15 protein-coding genes are annotated in these 16404 nt (G+C 46.8%); 13 read left to right on the forward strand and 2 right to left on the reverse strand.

Annotation, left to right across the window (positions count from 1 at the left end; translation table 11 throughout):
* Positions 1–476: 476 nt before the first annotated feature.
* The 4 genes from qoxA to qoxD are packed head-to-tail and all read left to right on the forward strand — an operon-like array spanning position 477 to position 4418.
* Positions 477–1442: a cytochrome aa3 quinol oxidase subunit II gene (qoxA, locus tag BZ167_RS11085; protein WP_148660093.1), complete on the forward strand. Its 966-nt coding sequence runs from the start codon at positions 477–479 to the stop codon at positions 1440–1442.
* A 27-nt stretch (positions 1443–1469) separates the two neighbouring features.
* Positions 1470–3419, forward strand: a complete 1950-nt coding sequence (qoxB, locus tag BZ167_RS11090) for a cytochrome aa3 quinol oxidase subunit I (RefSeq protein WP_012118743.1) — start codon at positions 1470–1472, stop codon at positions 3417–3419.
* A 14-nt stretch (positions 3420–3433) separates the two neighbouring features.
* Positions 3434–4048 carry a cytochrome aa3 quinol oxidase subunit III gene (gene qoxC, locus BZ167_RS11095; protein WP_003150930.1) on the forward strand — a complete coding sequence of 205 codons (615 nt, stop codon included), beginning with the start codon at positions 3434–3436 and terminating at the stop codon, positions 4046–4048.
* Between the two features lies 1 nt (position 4049).
* A complete protein-coding gene (gene qoxD, locus BZ167_RS11100) occupies positions 4050–4418 on the forward strand; it encodes a cytochrome aa3 quinol oxidase subunit IV (protein WP_007407711.1) in 369 nt (122 codons plus the stop codon).
* A gap of 43 nt (positions 4419–4461) precedes the next feature.
* Here the strand turns inward: qoxD and ywcE are convergent, their stop codons facing one another.
* On the reverse strand, positions 4462–4722 hold the full coding sequence (ywcE, locus tag BZ167_RS11105; protein ID WP_003150937.1) for a spore morphogenesis/germination protein YwcE: 261 nt from the start codon (positions 4720–4722) through the stop codon (positions 4462–4464).
* 291 nt (positions 4723–5013) lie between these two features.
* On the opposite strand from ywcE, the gene BZ167_RS11110 reads away from it, so the two are divergent.
* The 4 genes from BZ167_RS11110 to BZ167_RS11125 all read left to right on the forward strand — a co-directional run bounded on the left by BZ167_RS11110 (position 5014) and on the right by BZ167_RS11125 (position 8876).
* Positions 5014–5472: a GNAT family N-acetyltransferase gene (locus tag BZ167_RS11110; protein WP_060673853.1), complete on the forward strand. Its 459-nt coding sequence runs from the start codon at positions 5014–5016 to the stop codon at positions 5470–5472.
* 201 nt (positions 5473–5673) lie between these two features.
* Complete coding sequence (locus BZ167_RS11115; protein WP_007407709.1) at positions 5674–6861, forward strand: FtsW/RodA/SpoVE family cell cycle protein; 1188 nt, start codon at positions 5674–5676, stop codon at positions 6859–6861.
* A 102-nt stretch (positions 6862–6963) separates the two neighbouring features.
* The gene (nfsA, locus tag BZ167_RS11120) at positions 6964–7713 is read left to right on the forward strand and encodes an oxygen-insensitive NADPH nitroreductase (protein WP_007407708.1); all 750 of its coding nucleotides are present in this window, start codon (positions 6964–6966) and stop codon (positions 7711–7713) included.
* A 161-nt stretch (positions 7714–7874) separates the two neighbouring features.
* The gene (locus BZ167_RS11125; RefSeq protein WP_015418483.1) at positions 7875–8876 is read left to right on the forward strand and encodes an LLM class flavin-dependent oxidoreductase; all 1002 of its coding nucleotides are present in this window, start codon (positions 7875–7877) and stop codon (positions 8874–8876) included.
* 41 nt (positions 8877–8917) lie between these two features.
* Here the strand turns inward: BZ167_RS11125 and BZ167_RS11130 are convergent, their stop codons facing one another.
* Positions 8918–11329 (reverse strand): S8 family peptidase, encoded by a 2412-nt coding sequence (locus BZ167_RS11130; protein WP_060673855.1) that lies wholly within the window; start codon positions 11327–11329, stop codon positions 8918–8920.
* Positions 11330–11854: 525 nt separating this feature from the next.
* Here BZ167_RS11130 and BZ167_RS11135 point away from each other — a divergent pair.
* The 5 genes from BZ167_RS11135 (at position 11855) to BZ167_RS11155 (ending at position 16399) form a co-directional block, all read left to right on the forward strand.
* Complete coding sequence (locus BZ167_RS11135; protein WP_033574359.1) at positions 11855–12169, forward strand: hypothetical protein; 315 nt, start codon at positions 11855–11857, stop codon at positions 12167–12169.
* Between the two features lie 23 nt (positions 12170–12192).
* Positions 12193–13023 carry a PRD domain-containing protein gene (locus BZ167_RS11140; RefSeq protein ID WP_015418481.1) on the forward strand — a complete coding sequence of 277 codons (831 nt, stop codon included), beginning with the start codon at positions 12193–12195 and terminating at the stop codon, positions 13021–13023.
* Between the two features lie 218 nt (positions 13024–13241).
* Complete coding sequence (locus BZ167_RS11145) at positions 13242–14624, forward strand: sucrose-specific PTS transporter subunit IIBC (protein WP_007614557.1); 1383 nt, start codon at positions 13242–13244, stop codon at positions 14622–14624.
* On the forward strand, positions 14621–16060 hold the full coding sequence (locus tag BZ167_RS11150; RefSeq protein WP_077392080.1) for a sucrose-6-phosphate hydrolase: 1440 nt from the start codon (positions 14621–14623) through the stop codon (positions 16058–16060). Before BZ167_RS11145 ends, BZ167_RS11150 begins: the two co-directional genes overlap by 4 nt.
* Before the next feature lie 63 nt (positions 16061–16123).
* Complete coding sequence (locus BZ167_RS11155) at positions 16124–16399, forward strand: hypothetical protein (RefSeq protein WP_042635591.1); 276 nt, start codon at positions 16124–16126, stop codon at positions 16397–16399.
* Positions 16400–16404 lie beyond the last annotated feature (5 nt).

Genomic DNA, 16404 nt, shown 5'->3' on the forward strand with positions numbered 1-16404 from the left:
TTATGCCTATATGTTACCTTCGTTTTGTCCATATTAAACATATGAATGCGTTTTTTATAATGAACATATCAAGGCGCGTTCCGGTCTTTTTTTTCATAATGCGTTGCGTTAAAATGGAAACCGTGTGAAAAGGTGTGAGCAAAGGAAAAAATATTTCTTTTGTAGAATGTTTAACAAAATGAAACTTTTTGTTGACCAGCGTTTTTTATTATGGTAAACCTTTATTTGGTATTATTCGTTCTCACTATCTTTTTTCTCTATATATGCTAAATGATCTAAAATTTTTTATGTTTGATTTGCGCAAGTGGAAAAAGTTCATGCATTTTTTGACGATTTTGTGACATTAGGTCGAAAAAAAGATGAACTTTAGAAAAAAATAAAGCTAATAAGGGCAGATTTTGATAGCATAACAAGGTAGATAGAGAAAAGATTTTGAGAAAGTACATTTCAGATTCACTACATCAATAGGAAGGATGGTGATCTTCTTGTTCAGAGCATTTAAACCGTTACTTTTAATAGCGATGTTGGCTGTTGTTTTCGTACTGGGCGGATGCAGCGACATTTCCGTTTTAGATCCGAAAGGACCTGTAGCAGACCAGCAGAAAGATCTGATTCTCTTGTCAATCGGATTTATGCTGTTCATTGTCGGCGTCGTTTTCGTACTATTTACAATCATTTTAGTGAAATACCGCGACCGCAAAGGCAAAGACAGCGGAAATTACAAGCCCGAGATGCACGGCAACACGTTCTTAGAAGTAGTCTGGACAGTGATCCCAATTTTAATTGTTATTGCACTTTCTGTGCCTACCGTACAGACGATATATTCGTTAGAAAAAGCGCCTGAAGCGACAAAGGATAAAGAGCCTCTTGTTGTTTATGCTACTTCGGTAGACTGGAAATGGGTATTCAGCTACCCAGAGCAGGATATTGAGACGGTTAACTACCTGAACATTCCTGTAGACCGTCCGGTTTTATTTAAAATTTCTTCAGCCGATTCAATGGCATCGCTATGGATTCCTCAGCTTGGGGGACAAAAATACGCGATGGCGGGAATGCTGATGGATCAATACTTACAGGCTGACAAAGTGGGAACATATGAAGGCCGCAACGCGAACTTCACCGGCGAACACTTTGCCGACCAGAAATTCAACGTAAAAGCTGTTACGCAAAAAGACTTTAACAGCTGGGTGAAAAAAGCCCAAAGCGATTCTCCAAAGCTGACGAAAGAGAAGTATGACGAACTGATGCTTCCGGAGAATGTCGGTAAATTAACGTTCTCTTCTACACACTTAAAATACGTTGACCACGGCCAAGATGCCGAATATGCGATGGAGGCGCGCAAACGCCTTGGCTACAAAGCCGTATCACCGCACTCTAAAACAGATCCGTGGGAAAATGTAAAGAAAAACGAATTTAAAGTACCCGACGATAAACAAGATTGAAATTGAACAAGAAAGGAGGAAGCCCGAATGAAATTGAGATGGGATGAATTTTTTGTAACAGGTGACCCATTAATTCTGGGCGCACAAGTTTCCATTGCGCTGTCCACTATTGCTATCATCGTTGTACTCACATACTTCAAAAAGTGGAAGTGGCTCTGGTCTGAATGGCTTACGTCTGTAGACCATAAGAAACTTGGAATCATGTACATTATCTCTGCTGTTATCATGCTGTTCCGCGGCGGGGTCGACGGCTTGATGATGCGCGCCCAGTTAGCGCTTCCTAATAACAGTTTTTTAGACTCAAACCACTATAATGAGATCTTTACGACTCACGGTACGATCATGATTATCTTCATGGCGATGCCGTTTTTAATCGGTCTGATCAACGTTGTCGTACCTTTGCAGATCGGTGCGCGCGACGTAGCATTCCCTTACTTGAACAACCTGAGTTTCTGGACGTTCTTCGTAGGTGCGATGCTTTTCAATATTTCTTTTGTTATCGGAGGTTCTCCGAACGCAGGCTGGACGAGTTACATGCCGCTGGCAAGCAACGACATGAGTCCCGGGCCTGGTGAGAACTTCTACCTGCTCGGTCTTCAGATTGCCGGTATCGGTACGCTGATGACGGGTATCAACTTTATGGTGACGATCCTGAAAATGCGTACGAAAGGCATGACGCTGATGCGTATGCCGATGTTCACATGGACGACGCTGATTACAATGGTTATTATCGTATTCGCCTTCCCTGTTTTGACAGTGGCATTGGCGCTGTTATCATTTGACCGCTTGTTCGGCGCTCACTTTTTCACGCTGGAAGCCGGCGGTATGCCGATGCTTTGGGCTAACTTGTTCTGGATTTGGGGACACCCTGAAGTATATATCGTTATCTTACCGGCATTCGGTATTTTCTCTGAAATTATTTCAGCGTTTGCAAGAAAGCAGTTATTCGGTTACAAAGCGATGGTCGGCTCAATTATCGCCATTTCCGTCCTGAGTTTCCTAGTATGGACTCACCACTTCTTCACAATGGGGAACAGTGCGTCCGTTAACTCTTTCTTCTCGATTACAACGATGGCGATTTCGGTTCCGACCGGGGTTAAAATCTTTAACTGGCTCTTTACGATGTATAAAGGCCGGATCAGTTTTACAACACCGATGCTGTGGGCGCTTGCGTTCATCCCGAACTTCGTTGTCGGCGGGGTAACAGGGGTTATGCTTGCGATGGCTGCAGCCGATTATCAATACCATAATACGTACTTCCTCGTATCTCACTTCCACTATGTGCTGATCGCGGGTACGGTATTTGCATGTTTCGCAGGATTTATTTTCTGGTATCCGAAAATGTTCGGCCACAAGCTGAACGAAAGAATCGGAAAATGGTTCTTCTGGATCTTTATGATCGGATTTAATGTATGTTTCTTCCCTCAATACTTCTTGGGGCTGCAAGGTATGCCTCGCCGTATTTACACTTACGGACCGAATGACGGATGGACTGCATTAAACTTTATTTCAACTGTCGGAGCCTTCATGATGGGTGTCGGATTCTTAATCCTTTGCTACAACATCTACTACAGCTTCCGCTACTCTACTCGCGAGATCAGCGGAGATTCATGGGGCGTGGGACGTACGCTTGAGTGGGCGACTTCATCTGCGATTCCGCCGCATTACAACTTTGCGGTGCTTCCTGAAGTGAAATCTCAAGATGCGTACCTGCAATTGAAAGAAGACAAAACGGATATTCATCCGGAAAGCAAGTTCAAGAAAATCCATATGCCGCACAACTCCGGAAGACCGCTTATTATGTCAGTGGCGTTCGGTATTGCAGGCTTCGGACTTGTATTTGAATGGTTCTGGATGGGCATTGTCGGCTTGATCGGCATTCTGCTTTGCATGGTGCTTCGTTCATTTGAATATGACAATGGCTACTATATACCTGTTGAAGAAATAAAAGAGACGGAAAGAAAGATTTCCGAATAAAGGAGGCGTGATTTATGGAACATGCAGAACACGGCAATTCTAACGCGCCTATGGAATATCAATCTGAAACCGGCAGACTCAATATTCTCGGGTTTTGGATCTTTTTAGGGGCAGAGATTGTGTTGTTCTCAACACTATTTGCAACCTTCTTCGTTCTTCAAAGAAGAACAGCAGGAGGAGTCTTACCGGCTGAATTATTTGAAGTGAAGCTTGTCATGATCATGACATTCCTGCTTCTGATCAGCAGTTTCACCTGCGGGATCGCTGTTCATGAAATGCGTCGCGGAAGTTTAAAAGGCGTCGTCATTTGGACGATCATTACGCTTCTTCTCGGCGCGGGCTTCGTCGGATGTGAGCTTAACGAGTTCATCCACTATGTACATGAAGGAGCATCTCTCGGTACAAGTGCTTTCTGGTCTGGATTCTTCGTCCTTCTGGGAACGCACGGAACGCACGTAACGATCGGTATCTTCTGGATTGCCGGCATCTTACTGCAATTGAAGAAACGCGGATTAACGCCGCAGACGTCTTCAAAAATCTTCATCTCAAGTTTATACTGGCACTTCTTAGACGTTGTTTGGATCTTCATCTTTACAGGCGTCTATCTCATCGGATTGGGGGGACTATAATATGGCAAACAAATCTGCTGAACACAGCCACTTTCCGTGGAAGCATATCGTAGGTTTTGCGTTGTCTATTATTCTGACCCTGCTGGCCCTTTGGGTTGCAGTATATACGGAATTAAGCCCATCAGCAAAACTCTGGATCATTTTCGGATTCGCATTTATCCAAGCCGGTCTTCAGCTTCTCATGTTCATGCACATGACAGAAAGCGAAAACGGCGGAATTCAAGTCGGAAACACGCTCTTCGGATTTTTCGGAGCGATTGTTATCATCCTTGGTTCCATCTGGATCTTTGCGGCGCACTACCATCACGGTGACCATATGGATGGAAACCCTCCTGGCGGTGCGAAGCATCATTCCGAACATCAGGAATAAAAAGAAACCCTCTTCGTTTATGCGAAGAGGGTTTTTTGTGCCTTTATTGGCTTCTTCTCCGGCGCAGGCGCGGAAGGCCGTAAATGATAAAGGCGGCGATATGGGCAACGATGACGTTGACGGCAAACAGGATGATCATGAGTGTGTGGCCGAGAGGGGATAGGCTGCTGGTTGCGTAAAAGTAGAAGAAAACCCACATAAGAATAATTGGCGGTATGGCCGAAAGAGCGACTTTTTTGTTATCCAGCCAGATAAAGAGGGGTGTTGCGCTTGCGACCAGTAAATAAGCAAAAAACATGTCCATCTTACATGTCTCCTTTCATTTTATGGGAGCGTTTCCAAAATGAAATACAGAGAATGAAATGTGTCTGTTTTGTGGTCGTTTTTTGAACATTTTGTTACAATTATTATACCATGTTTTCCAATTTTTGATACCGCTTTTTCGAGAAATGTATTGTAACTATTGCCTCATTTTTGGATAGGTACAAGAAACCGGAAAGGCCCAATACCCTGTCACATTTCCGGACAATGGAATGGCGCAGGCTGTGAACCTTTGCTATGGTCAAAGAAACATGCACAGCAAGGGTGGTTTGAAGTGGACGTAAGGAAAGAAGATGTCACAGCGCCGGATGTCATTGCGCTTTTGCAGGATCATCTGAAGAGCATGACCATGCATTCTCCTCCGGAAAGTATACATGCGCTCAATGCGGACCGGCTGCGTCAGCCTGACGTTACGTTTTGGAGTGCGAGGGGAAACGGCATCCTGCTCGGCTGCGGTGCCTTAAAGGAGCTAAACAGCCGGCACGGTGAGATCAAATCAATGAAAACCTCTCCGCATCATGTCAGAAAAGGCGTTGCCAACCGGATCCTCCGCCATATGCTTGAAGAAGCAAGGCGGCGGGGCTATCAGCGGATCAGCTTGGAAACCGGTTCTATGGAGGCTTTTCTCCCCGCCAGACGCCTGTATGAAAAAGCCGGGTTTCAATATTGTGATCCGTTTGCACATTATAAAGAGGACCCGAACAGCTTGTTTATGACGTTAAACATAGGCTGAAACCCCTTTTCTGACGAGAAGGGGTTTTTTATCGGAAAAGTTTCATCATGACCGAAACATTTCCTTTTCTGACACGTCATATGTCGTGTAGTCCCCAAACCGTAAAAAATAAAAAGGAAGCAACCTCAACATGTTTTCTTGAACGGTGTTCATGTATAATAAACAATAGTGACTTCCGATGAAAATGTAAGGCGGGATAGAATGAGTCGATATAAGAAACAGCAAAATCCCTATTATCAGGGGGATTTGATTTTTATATTTGGTGTGTTTTTAATAATTAGTGTTGCCGCGATTTATGCGGCCGGACAGTTCGGGCAGTACGGAGGCAGTGCCTGGATGAAACAGATTGTCTTCTATGTTATAGGTGCGGGATTCATCGGATTATTGCTGTACTTTGATTTAGAGCAGCTTGAAAAACTGAGTCTGTACGTATTGATTGCCGGCGTGCTGTCGCTGCTCCTTTTGCGTGTGGCGCCGGAATCCATCGCGCCGATTAAAAACGGAGCGAAGAGCTGGTTTCAAATCGGAAACTTTACCCTCCAGCCCTCTGAGTTTACGAAAATAGGAATTATGATGATGGTCGCGTCCATTATATCGAAGGCGGGCCCGAAAGATCAAAGGTCACTTAGGGAAGATGTGAACCTGCTTTTGAAAATTGCGGCATGGACGGTTATTCCGATCGGGATGATCGTTTTGCAGGATGCCGGAACGGGTGCGATTTGTCTGTTTATCGTTATGGTGATGGTGTTTATGTCAGGTGTAAACTGGAAGCTGATCACCATTATCGGCGGTTCGGCCGCACTTGTGCTTGGCCTTTTCTTAGTTCTCGTTATTGAATTTCCCCATGTGGCGAATTCAATCGGCATTGCGGATTATCAAATTAACCGGATTACATCGTGGATGTCTGACTCCAGTGCGGCAACGACTCAGGCAGAGAGCGATAAAAGCTGGCAGGTGGATCAGGCCGTTATGGCGATCGGATCGGGCGGCATTACCGGAAACGGCGTTCATAATCTGAAGGTGTACGTACCTGAGGGACAGACCGACTTTATCTTTGCGATTTTGGGTGAAAGTTTTGGGTTTTTAGGCTGCGCCATTGCGGTTGTCATGTTTTTCTTTTTAATTTACAGACTTGTGGTGCTGATTGACCGCTTGCATGCGTTTAACCGATTTGGCGCGTTTTTTTGCGTAGGATTTACTGCACTTATCGTGATTCACACCTTCCAGAACATCGGGATGAATATCGGCATTATGCCGGTTACCGGTATTCCGCTGCTGTTTGTCAGCTATGGGGGGAGCTCGGTGCTTTCTACATTAATCAGCTTCGGGATCGTATATAACGCAAGTGTGCAGCTGACGAAATATAAAAGCTACTTGTTCAATTCTTAATGTGAGACGGCTCGTTCTTCGGGCTGTCTTTTTTTGTTTAGAGCATTTCGCTTTTGACATGATTCCCTTTCGGATATGATATAGAGAGAAGGAGGCTTTTATATGAACAATACCATTGAAACCATACTTAATCATCGGTCGATCCGATCATTTACTGACGAGCTTCTGACAGCAGAAGAGATAGATACATTAGTGAAAAGCGCCCAGGCGGCGTCAACGTCCAGTTACGTGCAGGCTTACTCCATCATCGGCGTAACTGATAAAGAGAAAAAGCGGAAGCTGGCGGCACTGGCCGGAAACCAGCCTTACGTCGAAAATAACGGGCACTTGTTTGTATTTTGCGCTGATTTGTACCGCCATAAAAAACTTGCTGAGGAAAAAGGCGAAAACATTACCGAGCTTCTTGAGAATACGGAAATGTTTATGGTCAGCGTCATTGATGCCGCACTTGCCGCACAAAACGTAAGTGTTGCCGCGGAATCAATGGGACTTGGCATTTGTTATATCGGAGGCATTCGAAATGAACTTGATCAGGTGACAGAAGTGCTTGGAACGCCTGACCATGTGCTGCCGCTGTTCGGCTTGGTAGTCGGTCATCCCGCTCATCCGTCAGGTCAAAAGCCGCGCCTGCCGAAACAAGCCGTATATCATGAAAACACGTACGATACGAATGAAGAACACTTCCGCAGTTATATGAAGGAATATGATGAAACCATTTCCGCTTATTATGATAAACGGACAAACGGCAAGCGGGTTGAAACGTGGTCTGATCAAATCCTGCAGTTCATGAAACAAAAACCGAGAACCTATTTAAATCAATATGTAAAAGATAAAGGTTTTCAAAAGAATTAAGAAAAAACCTCTCCTGACCGGGAGAGGTTTTTATGTTTCACGTGTAACATATTTCGACAAAATGGAACAAGGTATATATATGTTTATCATCAGGGATGCTTATAAGCATACAGAAAGAAAAAACGGCTCAGCAGTGGTACGATGTTGATGAGGTGACAGTGATGATTTCATTAAGCATATTAGATCAATCTCCTGTATCAGAAGGGTCTTCTGCGGAAAATGCTCTGCGGAATACAGTAAGACTGGCGCAGGAGGCGGAAAAGCTCGGATATAAGAGGTTTTGGGTGTCAGAGCATCATTTTTCAGAGCGGTTGGCGGGTTCAAGCCCTGAAGTGCTGATCAGCCATATTGCGGCGAAAACGAATGAGATTCGTGTAGGCTCGGGCGGTGTCATGCTTCCGCATTACAGTGCATATAAGGTGGCGGAGAATTTCCGCGTGCTTGAAGGGTTGACGCCGGGCAGAATCGATCTCGGATTAGGGAGAGCGCCGGGCGGAATGCCGATCGCATCATGGGCGCTGAATGATGGCGGGAAGCGTAACGCTGATCAATATCCGCAGCAGCTTCGTGAGCTGGCGATGTATTTGCATGATGCAACTGATGACAATCACCGTTTTCCGAATCTGACCGCATCACCCCTTATTAAGACGGCGCCGGAAGTCTGGCTTCTCGGTTCTTCGGGGGAAAGCGCGCTTCTGAGCGCAGAAATGGGAGCAGGCTATATGTTTGCTCACTTTATTAATGGAGAAGGCGGAGAAAGCACGACAGCACAATATAAGCGCAGATTTAAACCTTCCGCATTAGGAAAAGAACCAAAAACAGCCGTGGCGGTGTTTGTGCTGTGCGCGGACACGGAGGAGAAAGCGGAGGAACTCGCGGCCGTCATGGATTATACGCTGCTTGCGGGTGAACAGGGGATTCCGCTTCACGGCGTACCGTCTTACGAAACCGTCCGCGGCAATACGTACACACCGTATGAACAAAGACGAATTGCCGATAATCGGAATCGAATGATCATCGGAACGAAGCAACAAGTGAAAGAACAGATTCTGGCTCTCAGTAAAGCATACGGAACGGAAGAAGTGATGGCTGTAACCATTACTCATCATTTTGAAGATAAACTTCAGTCATACCGCCTGCTTCGAGAAGCTTTTGCCGAATGATCAGAAAGAAACCCTGCTGATGCTCCAGCAGGGTTGTTCGGTTATTCAATGATAAAAGGTTTTTCAGTCAGCACCTGGCTTGATTTCCCTTTGTTCGCGGCATAGGCCAGCATATAATATTCTCCTGCCGGCAGTGCGTTGTCACCATTGACTTTGCCGTTCCAGTCGAAATATTGATAGCCTTTATCCTGCTTTTTGTAGATGCCGGCTTGGCCGACAAAGTCAAGATTGCTGTCATATACAAGGAAGGCAAGCTCTTCGGCTCCCGCCGGAAGATAGGTTTCAATTTGGTAGGTTCCCTGCGTTGTGCCGTCCTGCACGTCGATTGACGTCACGCGCGGATAGTCCGGCTCTTTTACAATCAGCAGCGTCGGCACTTTTGCGACTGTTTTTCCGCCTTCACGCACTGTGACGGTTCCCTCATAGGTGCCCGCCTTTACTTTTTTGGCATTGACCTTTACTTTCGCATTGAACTTTCCGGTTTGATGAGCGGGGATCACGACCCGGTCTGTGCCCGAAACGGTAATGCCCGTGCCGTTGAAAGAGTACTCGAGCTGATATGATTTTCTGATGGATGATTGATTTTCAATCGTAAAGGTTTCTTTTTTCGTTTCATTGCCTTTGTCTTTCATAAACGTTCCGTAAGAATAACTTCCCGGGGCGACAAGGGAGTCTGCTTTGATCGCCTTCATGATTCTGATGCTTCCGGCGCCTTGCGCATTATGCGGGTATACGTCACCGTCCGCGTCCGTTAAGGTTTCGGCCGTGTTCATGAAAGCGGCTTTTATTTGTTCCGGGCTCCATTTCGGTTTGGCCTGCTTGATGACGGCAGCTGCGCCGGCTACATGCGGGGAAGCCATGCTCGTTCCCTGCTTCGATCCGTAGCCGTACGGGTCGGCCGGATCATGGGTCGGAATGGTGCTGACGATGTTTACGCCGGGAGCGGAGACGTCGGGTTTAATCATCCACGTGTCCATAACCGGACCGCGTGACGAAAAGTCTGCCATTTGTTCAGTGAGCGATTTAGCCACGGATAAATTGAATGTCGCTTTTGTGCCGCCCGCTTTTAATTGGCTGACGAGTTTTTCGCCGTCTTCTGATGAAAGCTTAATCGTCGGCACGGACATGCCCGGTACGTTGGCTTCAATTTCTCCCGGGGCATTGTTATACACAACCATACCTATCGCGCCCGCTTTTTTGGCGTTGTCTGCTTTATCCACAAAGGCGATGCTGCCCCGTTTGACGACAGCGACTTTTCCCTTCAGATCTTTGCCTTCAAAATCCTTTTGCTCGCCGATACCCGCCTCTATGAGCTCTGTTTCTTTTTTATTCAGTGCTTTTATGTCATCTTCTTTGTTGTAGCCCATTACTTTCGCTGAGGAATAGGAACCGAAGGAGACGGCGTACTCGTTCAGCGGCAGCTGGGTCGCTCCGACGGAGATGGCTTCTCTGGACGTTCCCGGAGAGCCGACGGTCCAATTGTTCGGCCCGCTGTTTCCGTTTGATGTAACGGCCGTGACGCCTTCTGACATAGCCCAGTCAAGCGCCGTGCTTGTCGCCCAGTCTGGGTTATTCACAGAATTGCCGAGAGAAAGGTTCATGACATCCGCTCCGTCCTGTACGGCGCGTTCGATGCCGGCGATGACGTTCTCCGTTGTTCCGCTTCCGCCCGGACCGAGCACACGGTAGGCAAGGAGTGTAGCATCCGGCGCGACGCCTTTGATCGTTCCGTTTGCCGCTACCGTGCCCGCGACATGGGTTCCGTGGTCAGTCGACGCGCCTCTTGGATCACCGGACGGCGTTTCTTCAGGATCGTAGTCGTTATCCACAAAATCGTATCCTTTATATTGTCCGAAATTTTTCTTTAAGTCAGGGTGTTTATATTCGACACCGGTGTCAATAATGGCAACCTTGACGCCTTTACCCGTATAGCCGAGCTTCCACGCGTCATTTGCCCCTATATAAGGCGCGCTGTCATCCATCTGCGGAGACACGGCATCCTTAGATAGGGTGATGTCTTTATCTTTGAGCTGATCGGTATGATAGGTGACATTCGGATAAACCGCTTTGACATCCTGATCACTCAGCAGTTTGGGGATTTCATTTGCCGGGAGTTTCATGGAGAAGCCGGAAAACACTTGCTCATATTCCCTGTTGATTTTTCCGTGTTTAATGGTTTTGAGCGCTTTCTTTTTCACTTTTGCGCGTTCGCTTTTCAGCTTGCTTTTTGTCTGTGCTTTGCCGAGTTCCTTTGCTTCCGCCAGTGACTTTTCCTTCAGCTCCACGATGACTGTTGTTTGTTTGCCGGTGGTCATATCAATGTCACCGAACACCTCAGCCTTTTCAAGATCAGGAGTTTGCGGTTTTGAAGCCGGCGCAGCCTGTGAACTTGTGGATAAGGTAAAGGATAAGACAAAAGCCGGAAGCAGATAACGGATGATTCCTTTTTTCAATCGTGTTTCCCCCTTTTTCTTTATCTAAATTAGAAATCTAGTATATATTTCTTGAAAATTCAAAATAATCCTTGTGACATATGACTCATTTATGGAAATTGGTCTGTGAATAAGGAGGGAGTTATACACAGAATCCTGTGTATAACTGAATAAATTTGTGTATATATATTGTTGGGAACGAGTGTTCCTATACAAAATATAGATTGAGTTTGTGGATATGTGGATATACCCTGTGTTTAAGCTGTGCTTAACCAAGGGATAAGGTGTGTATAACTTTTTTTATCGGCTTTTCCATTTTTCAGGTCATTTCCATCAGCTTTCAACAAAACTTCTGAAAACTAGTTTGTTTTTTCACTCATATTGTGACAAACAATTCGCCCGGACGCGTCTATCATAGAGTCATAGGGTTGCTAGACCCGCTAGTTTTTAGCGGAGAAGGATCGGCCGCCTTTTCCGTTAAAGCGGAGAGAAAAACAGGCCTGCGAACAAGCTGTCTGTCAAAAAGAAGCGGAGGGATGATTTGCAATGAAACGTTTGCTAGTATCTTTACGGGTGTGGATGGTCTTTCTGATGAACTGGATGGCGCCGGGTAACGGAAGATATCCATTAGCCGCCGTGTACGGAAACCAAGCGGCTTATTATAAGAAAGCGAAGCGGACGGCTGGGGCTTTTTCGTTTGTGAGCCGTGTCCGATCGGCGGATTTGACCGATGAAACGAAATCGGCCCGCGGCAGGCTGGATAAAAACCGATGGATGCCTGTCCGCAAAGAATTGCCGAAACGGGAGCGCGCGGGTCCGACACCTTTACATCATATGAAAAAGAGGGTACAATCCCACTAAACATAAGAACGGGAGCGAACCTCTTGAGAATAGACAAAGTATTAAATAACAATGCGGCGTTAATAAAAGAAGACGGACGGGAAAAGATCGTAATGGGTCCCGGAATCGCTTTTCAAAAGAGAAAAAATGATGTGATTCAAAAACATAAAATTGAAAAAATATTTGTCGTGCACGACGAAAATGAAAAGTTCAAACAAGTGTTAGAAACGCTTCCCGAAGAGCATATAGAGGCGGCTGAAGATATCATCAGCCATGCGGAGGGAGAGCTTGCGGCACCTTTGAGCGATCACATCCACATTGCGCTGGCGGACCATTTATCCTTTGCGATCGAAAGGATTCAAAACGGCCTTCAGGTGCATAACCGATTGCTTCATGAAATTAAGGCGCTTTATAAAAAAGAATATGAGATCGGCCGCTGGGCGGTTGAACACGTGAAACAAACCCTCGGTATATCATTGCCTGATGATGAGGCGGGGTATATCGCGCTTCATATCCACACTGCCAAGGCGGATGCCAAAAGCATGTATTCGGCGATGAAGCATACAACCATGATCAAAGAAATGATCGAAAAGATCGAATCCTTTTTTGAACAGAAGGTGGATGAAGACAGTATTTCCTATCAGCGCCTCGTCACGCACTTACGGTATGCGGTCAGTCGGTTGGACTCAAATGAAGCACTCCATTCCATGGACGAGGAGATGCTTTATTTCATCCAAAAAAAGTATCCGTTTGCTTATCGGTGTGCGCTTGAACTGGCGGCGTTTTTAAGAACTGAATATGATTTGGAACTGCCGGAATCCGAGGCCGGCTATATCACGCTGCATGTCCAGCGTCTGCAAAAAAACCCGGAATAACGCGTCTGTTTCGAGAAACAGACTTTTTTTTGAAAACATATTGACGAAAGCGCTATCATGAAATAGAATGAAAGCGCATTAAAAAAACTGAATCCGGCGGGATTGTGACTGGTAATGCAGGCAAGACCTAAAATTTGCGTACATGAAAAAGGGATCATGCTGACCTTTTTCGTTGGCGAATTTTAGGTCTTTTTTGATTTTAGAAAGGGGGATACATCATGAATTATCAAGAAACGGCAAAACAGCTTATCAAACATATCGGAGGGGAATCAAATATCATCAGCGCGACACATTGCGCGACGCGGCTCAGGCTCGTCATTCAAGATGAACAGAAGATCAGCCAGGCCGGCATTGAAGAAATAGAAGGCGTAAAAGGGGCTTTCAGCAGCTCGGGGCAATATCAGATTATATTCGGCACCGGCCTCGTGAATAAAGTGTATGACGCTTTTTCAAAAGAAGCCGATTTGGGGCGGGAGGATCGTGAGACACATCAGGACGCAGCGAAAAAAAAGCTGAATCCGGCCGCAAGATTTGCGAAGACACTGTCTAACATATTCGTTCCCATCATTCCGGCTATCGTGGCAAGCGGACTTTTAATGGGGCTGCTCGGCATGATGAAGGCTTTTCACTGGGTGTCTGAACAATCGTCGCTGTTTAAGCTTTTAGACATGTTTTCAAGCGCGGCGTTTATCTTTCTGCCCGTATTCATCGGGTTCAGCGCGGCGAAGGAATTTGGCGGTAATGCCTATCTCGGTGCCGTGCTCGGGGGAATTATGATCCATCCGGCGCTTTTGAATCCGTGGGGGCTTGCGGATGCATCGCCTGATTTTATGCAGCTCTTCGGCTTCGACATTGCGCTGCTCGGCTACCAAGGGACGGTCATCCCCGTACTGTTAGCCGTTTACATTATGAGCAAAGTGGAAAAGGGCACGAGAAAAATTGTGCCTCACGCATTCGATTTATTGGTCACGCCGTTTGTCACGGTGATTGTCACAGGATTTATCACCTTTATCGCAATCGGTCCGCTTGGCAGGGCGATCGGATCAGGCATTACCGTCTCGCTGACATATGTGTATGATCATGCGGGCATTGTTGCCGGACTGCTTTTCGGCGGTCTTTATCCGCTTATTGTGCTTACCGGTGTGCATCACAGCTTTCATGCGATTGAGGCCGGCCTCATCGCTGATTTGGGCAGAAACTATATCCTTCCTATCTGGTCGATGGCGAATGTCGCTCAGGGTGCGGCGGGACTGGCTGTATTTTTCCTGACGAAAAAAGCGAAAATGAAAGAAATCGCTCTGCCGGCCGCATTTTCCGCTTTTCTCGGTGTAACCGAACCAGTCATTTTCGGTGTGAACCTAAGATACCGCAAGCCGTTTATCGCGGGAATGATCGGCGGAGCGCTGGGCGGAGCCTATGTCGTGGTGACCGGTGTCGCCGCCAATGCCTACGGTCTGACCGGAATTCCGATGATTGCCATCACGGCTCCGCTCGGTTTAGGAAATCTTATAAACTATCTGATCGGAATGGGCATCGCCTCTGTCTCGGCGTTTATTGCCGCTTACATTATGGGAGCTAAAGAAAAGGAGGCCGTCAAATGAGGACACCGGATCAAGAGCTGCGCTTGCAGGCTGAGGAAGCGAAAAAGAAGCGGGGAGAAACAGCCGCGTCAGATCCATACCGCCAGAACTATCATATTATGCCGCCGGTCGGGCTTTTAAATGATCCGAACGGCGTGATCCAATGGAACGGCGTATATCACTTGTTTTTTCAATGGCAGCCATTTCATACGGGGCACGGCGCGAAATTTTGGGCGCATGTGACGACGAAGGATTTCGTTGAGTGGAAAGAGGAAGAAATCGCGCTTGCGCCGGGTGAGTGGTATGACAAAAACGGCTGTTATTCCGGAAGCGCCATCGAAAAAGACGGGCGGCTCTGCCTGATGTACACAGGCAATGTCCGTGACGGAGAAGGCAATCGGGAAACGTATCAATGCCTCGCCGTATCCGAAGACGGGATCGTATTTGAAAAAAAAGGAGTTGTCGCGCGTCTCCCGGAAGGCTATACCGCTCATTTCCGTGATCCGAAGGTTTGGAAGAAAGACGGAGCGTATTACATGGTGCTTGGCGCGCAGACAGAAAAGCTCACCGGAAGCGCTGTGTTGTTCACATCAGAGAACTTGACGGATTGGACGTTTCTCGGTGCGATTGCGGGGGCGGACTCCGGCGGTCTCGGGTCATTCGGTTATATGTGGGAATGTCCCGACTTGTTTTCCCTTGACGGAACCGACGTGCTGCTCGTATGTCCGCAGGGGCTTGAAGCCGACGGGATAGAATATCATAACAGCCACCAGGCGGGCTATTTCCTCGGCAGGCTGCATACAGAGCCGCCAGAATTTAAGCACGGTGCATTTACGGAGCTTGACAGAGGATTTGACTTTTACGCGGCGCAGACGCTGGAAGATGATAAGGGACGGAGAATTCTGTTCGCGTGGATGGGGGTTCCGGATCAGCATGAGGACAAACATCCGACACATGCGTATCACTGGATTCACTGCTTAACGATGCCGAGACAGCTGTCACTGTCCAACGGCAGAATCATACAGCGCCCGCTCCCGGAAATGAAATCGCGCCGCACGGATGAACAAAAGCGCCGGCTTCAATTGAATTGTTCGTCTGTAAGCCTCCCGGTGAAAGATGCGTCCCGGGCTGAAGTGCTGCTGGAAGACATCACTTGCGAATCCGGTTTTGAAATCTCAATTCGGGGCGCGGCTCGGTTTATATTTCATCAGGAAGAGGGGCTGGCTGTGTTGGAGCGCACCGCTTTCAGCGGAGAAGAAAAAGAAAAGAGAAGCTGCGCCGTCAGCGAGGTGCATTCTGTGCAGCTCTTTCTGGATGCATCCTCGATTGAATTGTTTTTGAATGATGGAGAAGAGGTATTCAGCGCCAGATATTTTCCTTTCCCGGGAAATGATGACGTAACCGTCACTTCGACAGGAAAAACGGAAATAAATGGATCAATTTGGACACTTTTGTAGAAAATCGTTCTTTTTTCTTATGTGAAACCTATGCCATCTGTGCTATTCTTCAAACGAAAGCCTATGATTCCAGGAATAAAAGGAGTTGTTTTCTCAGTTTTGAAAAATCAGAAGATGACGCCGAAATGTTTACTTGTCAAAGCCGCAGAGCAAGTGGAAGATAAGCGGGAAGAATATAAAGAAGTATTGCTTCAGCTGAATCGCATGCTCAAGAGAGCTGAGCCGCACAATGAATGGAGTGATCGGCTGATGCATACATATGAACAGATGAAGGAATATGCGCTGTTTGTGCAGTCTATTGAGATGTTTTTGCGGTCATCCGCGAAAAAAATGAAATAATCCCC

Origin of the sequence: Bacillus sp. 275 (genome assembly GCF_001999205.1) — a bacterium.
Lineage (GTDB): Bacteria > Bacillota > Bacilli > Bacillales > Bacillaceae > Bacillus > Bacillus velezensis.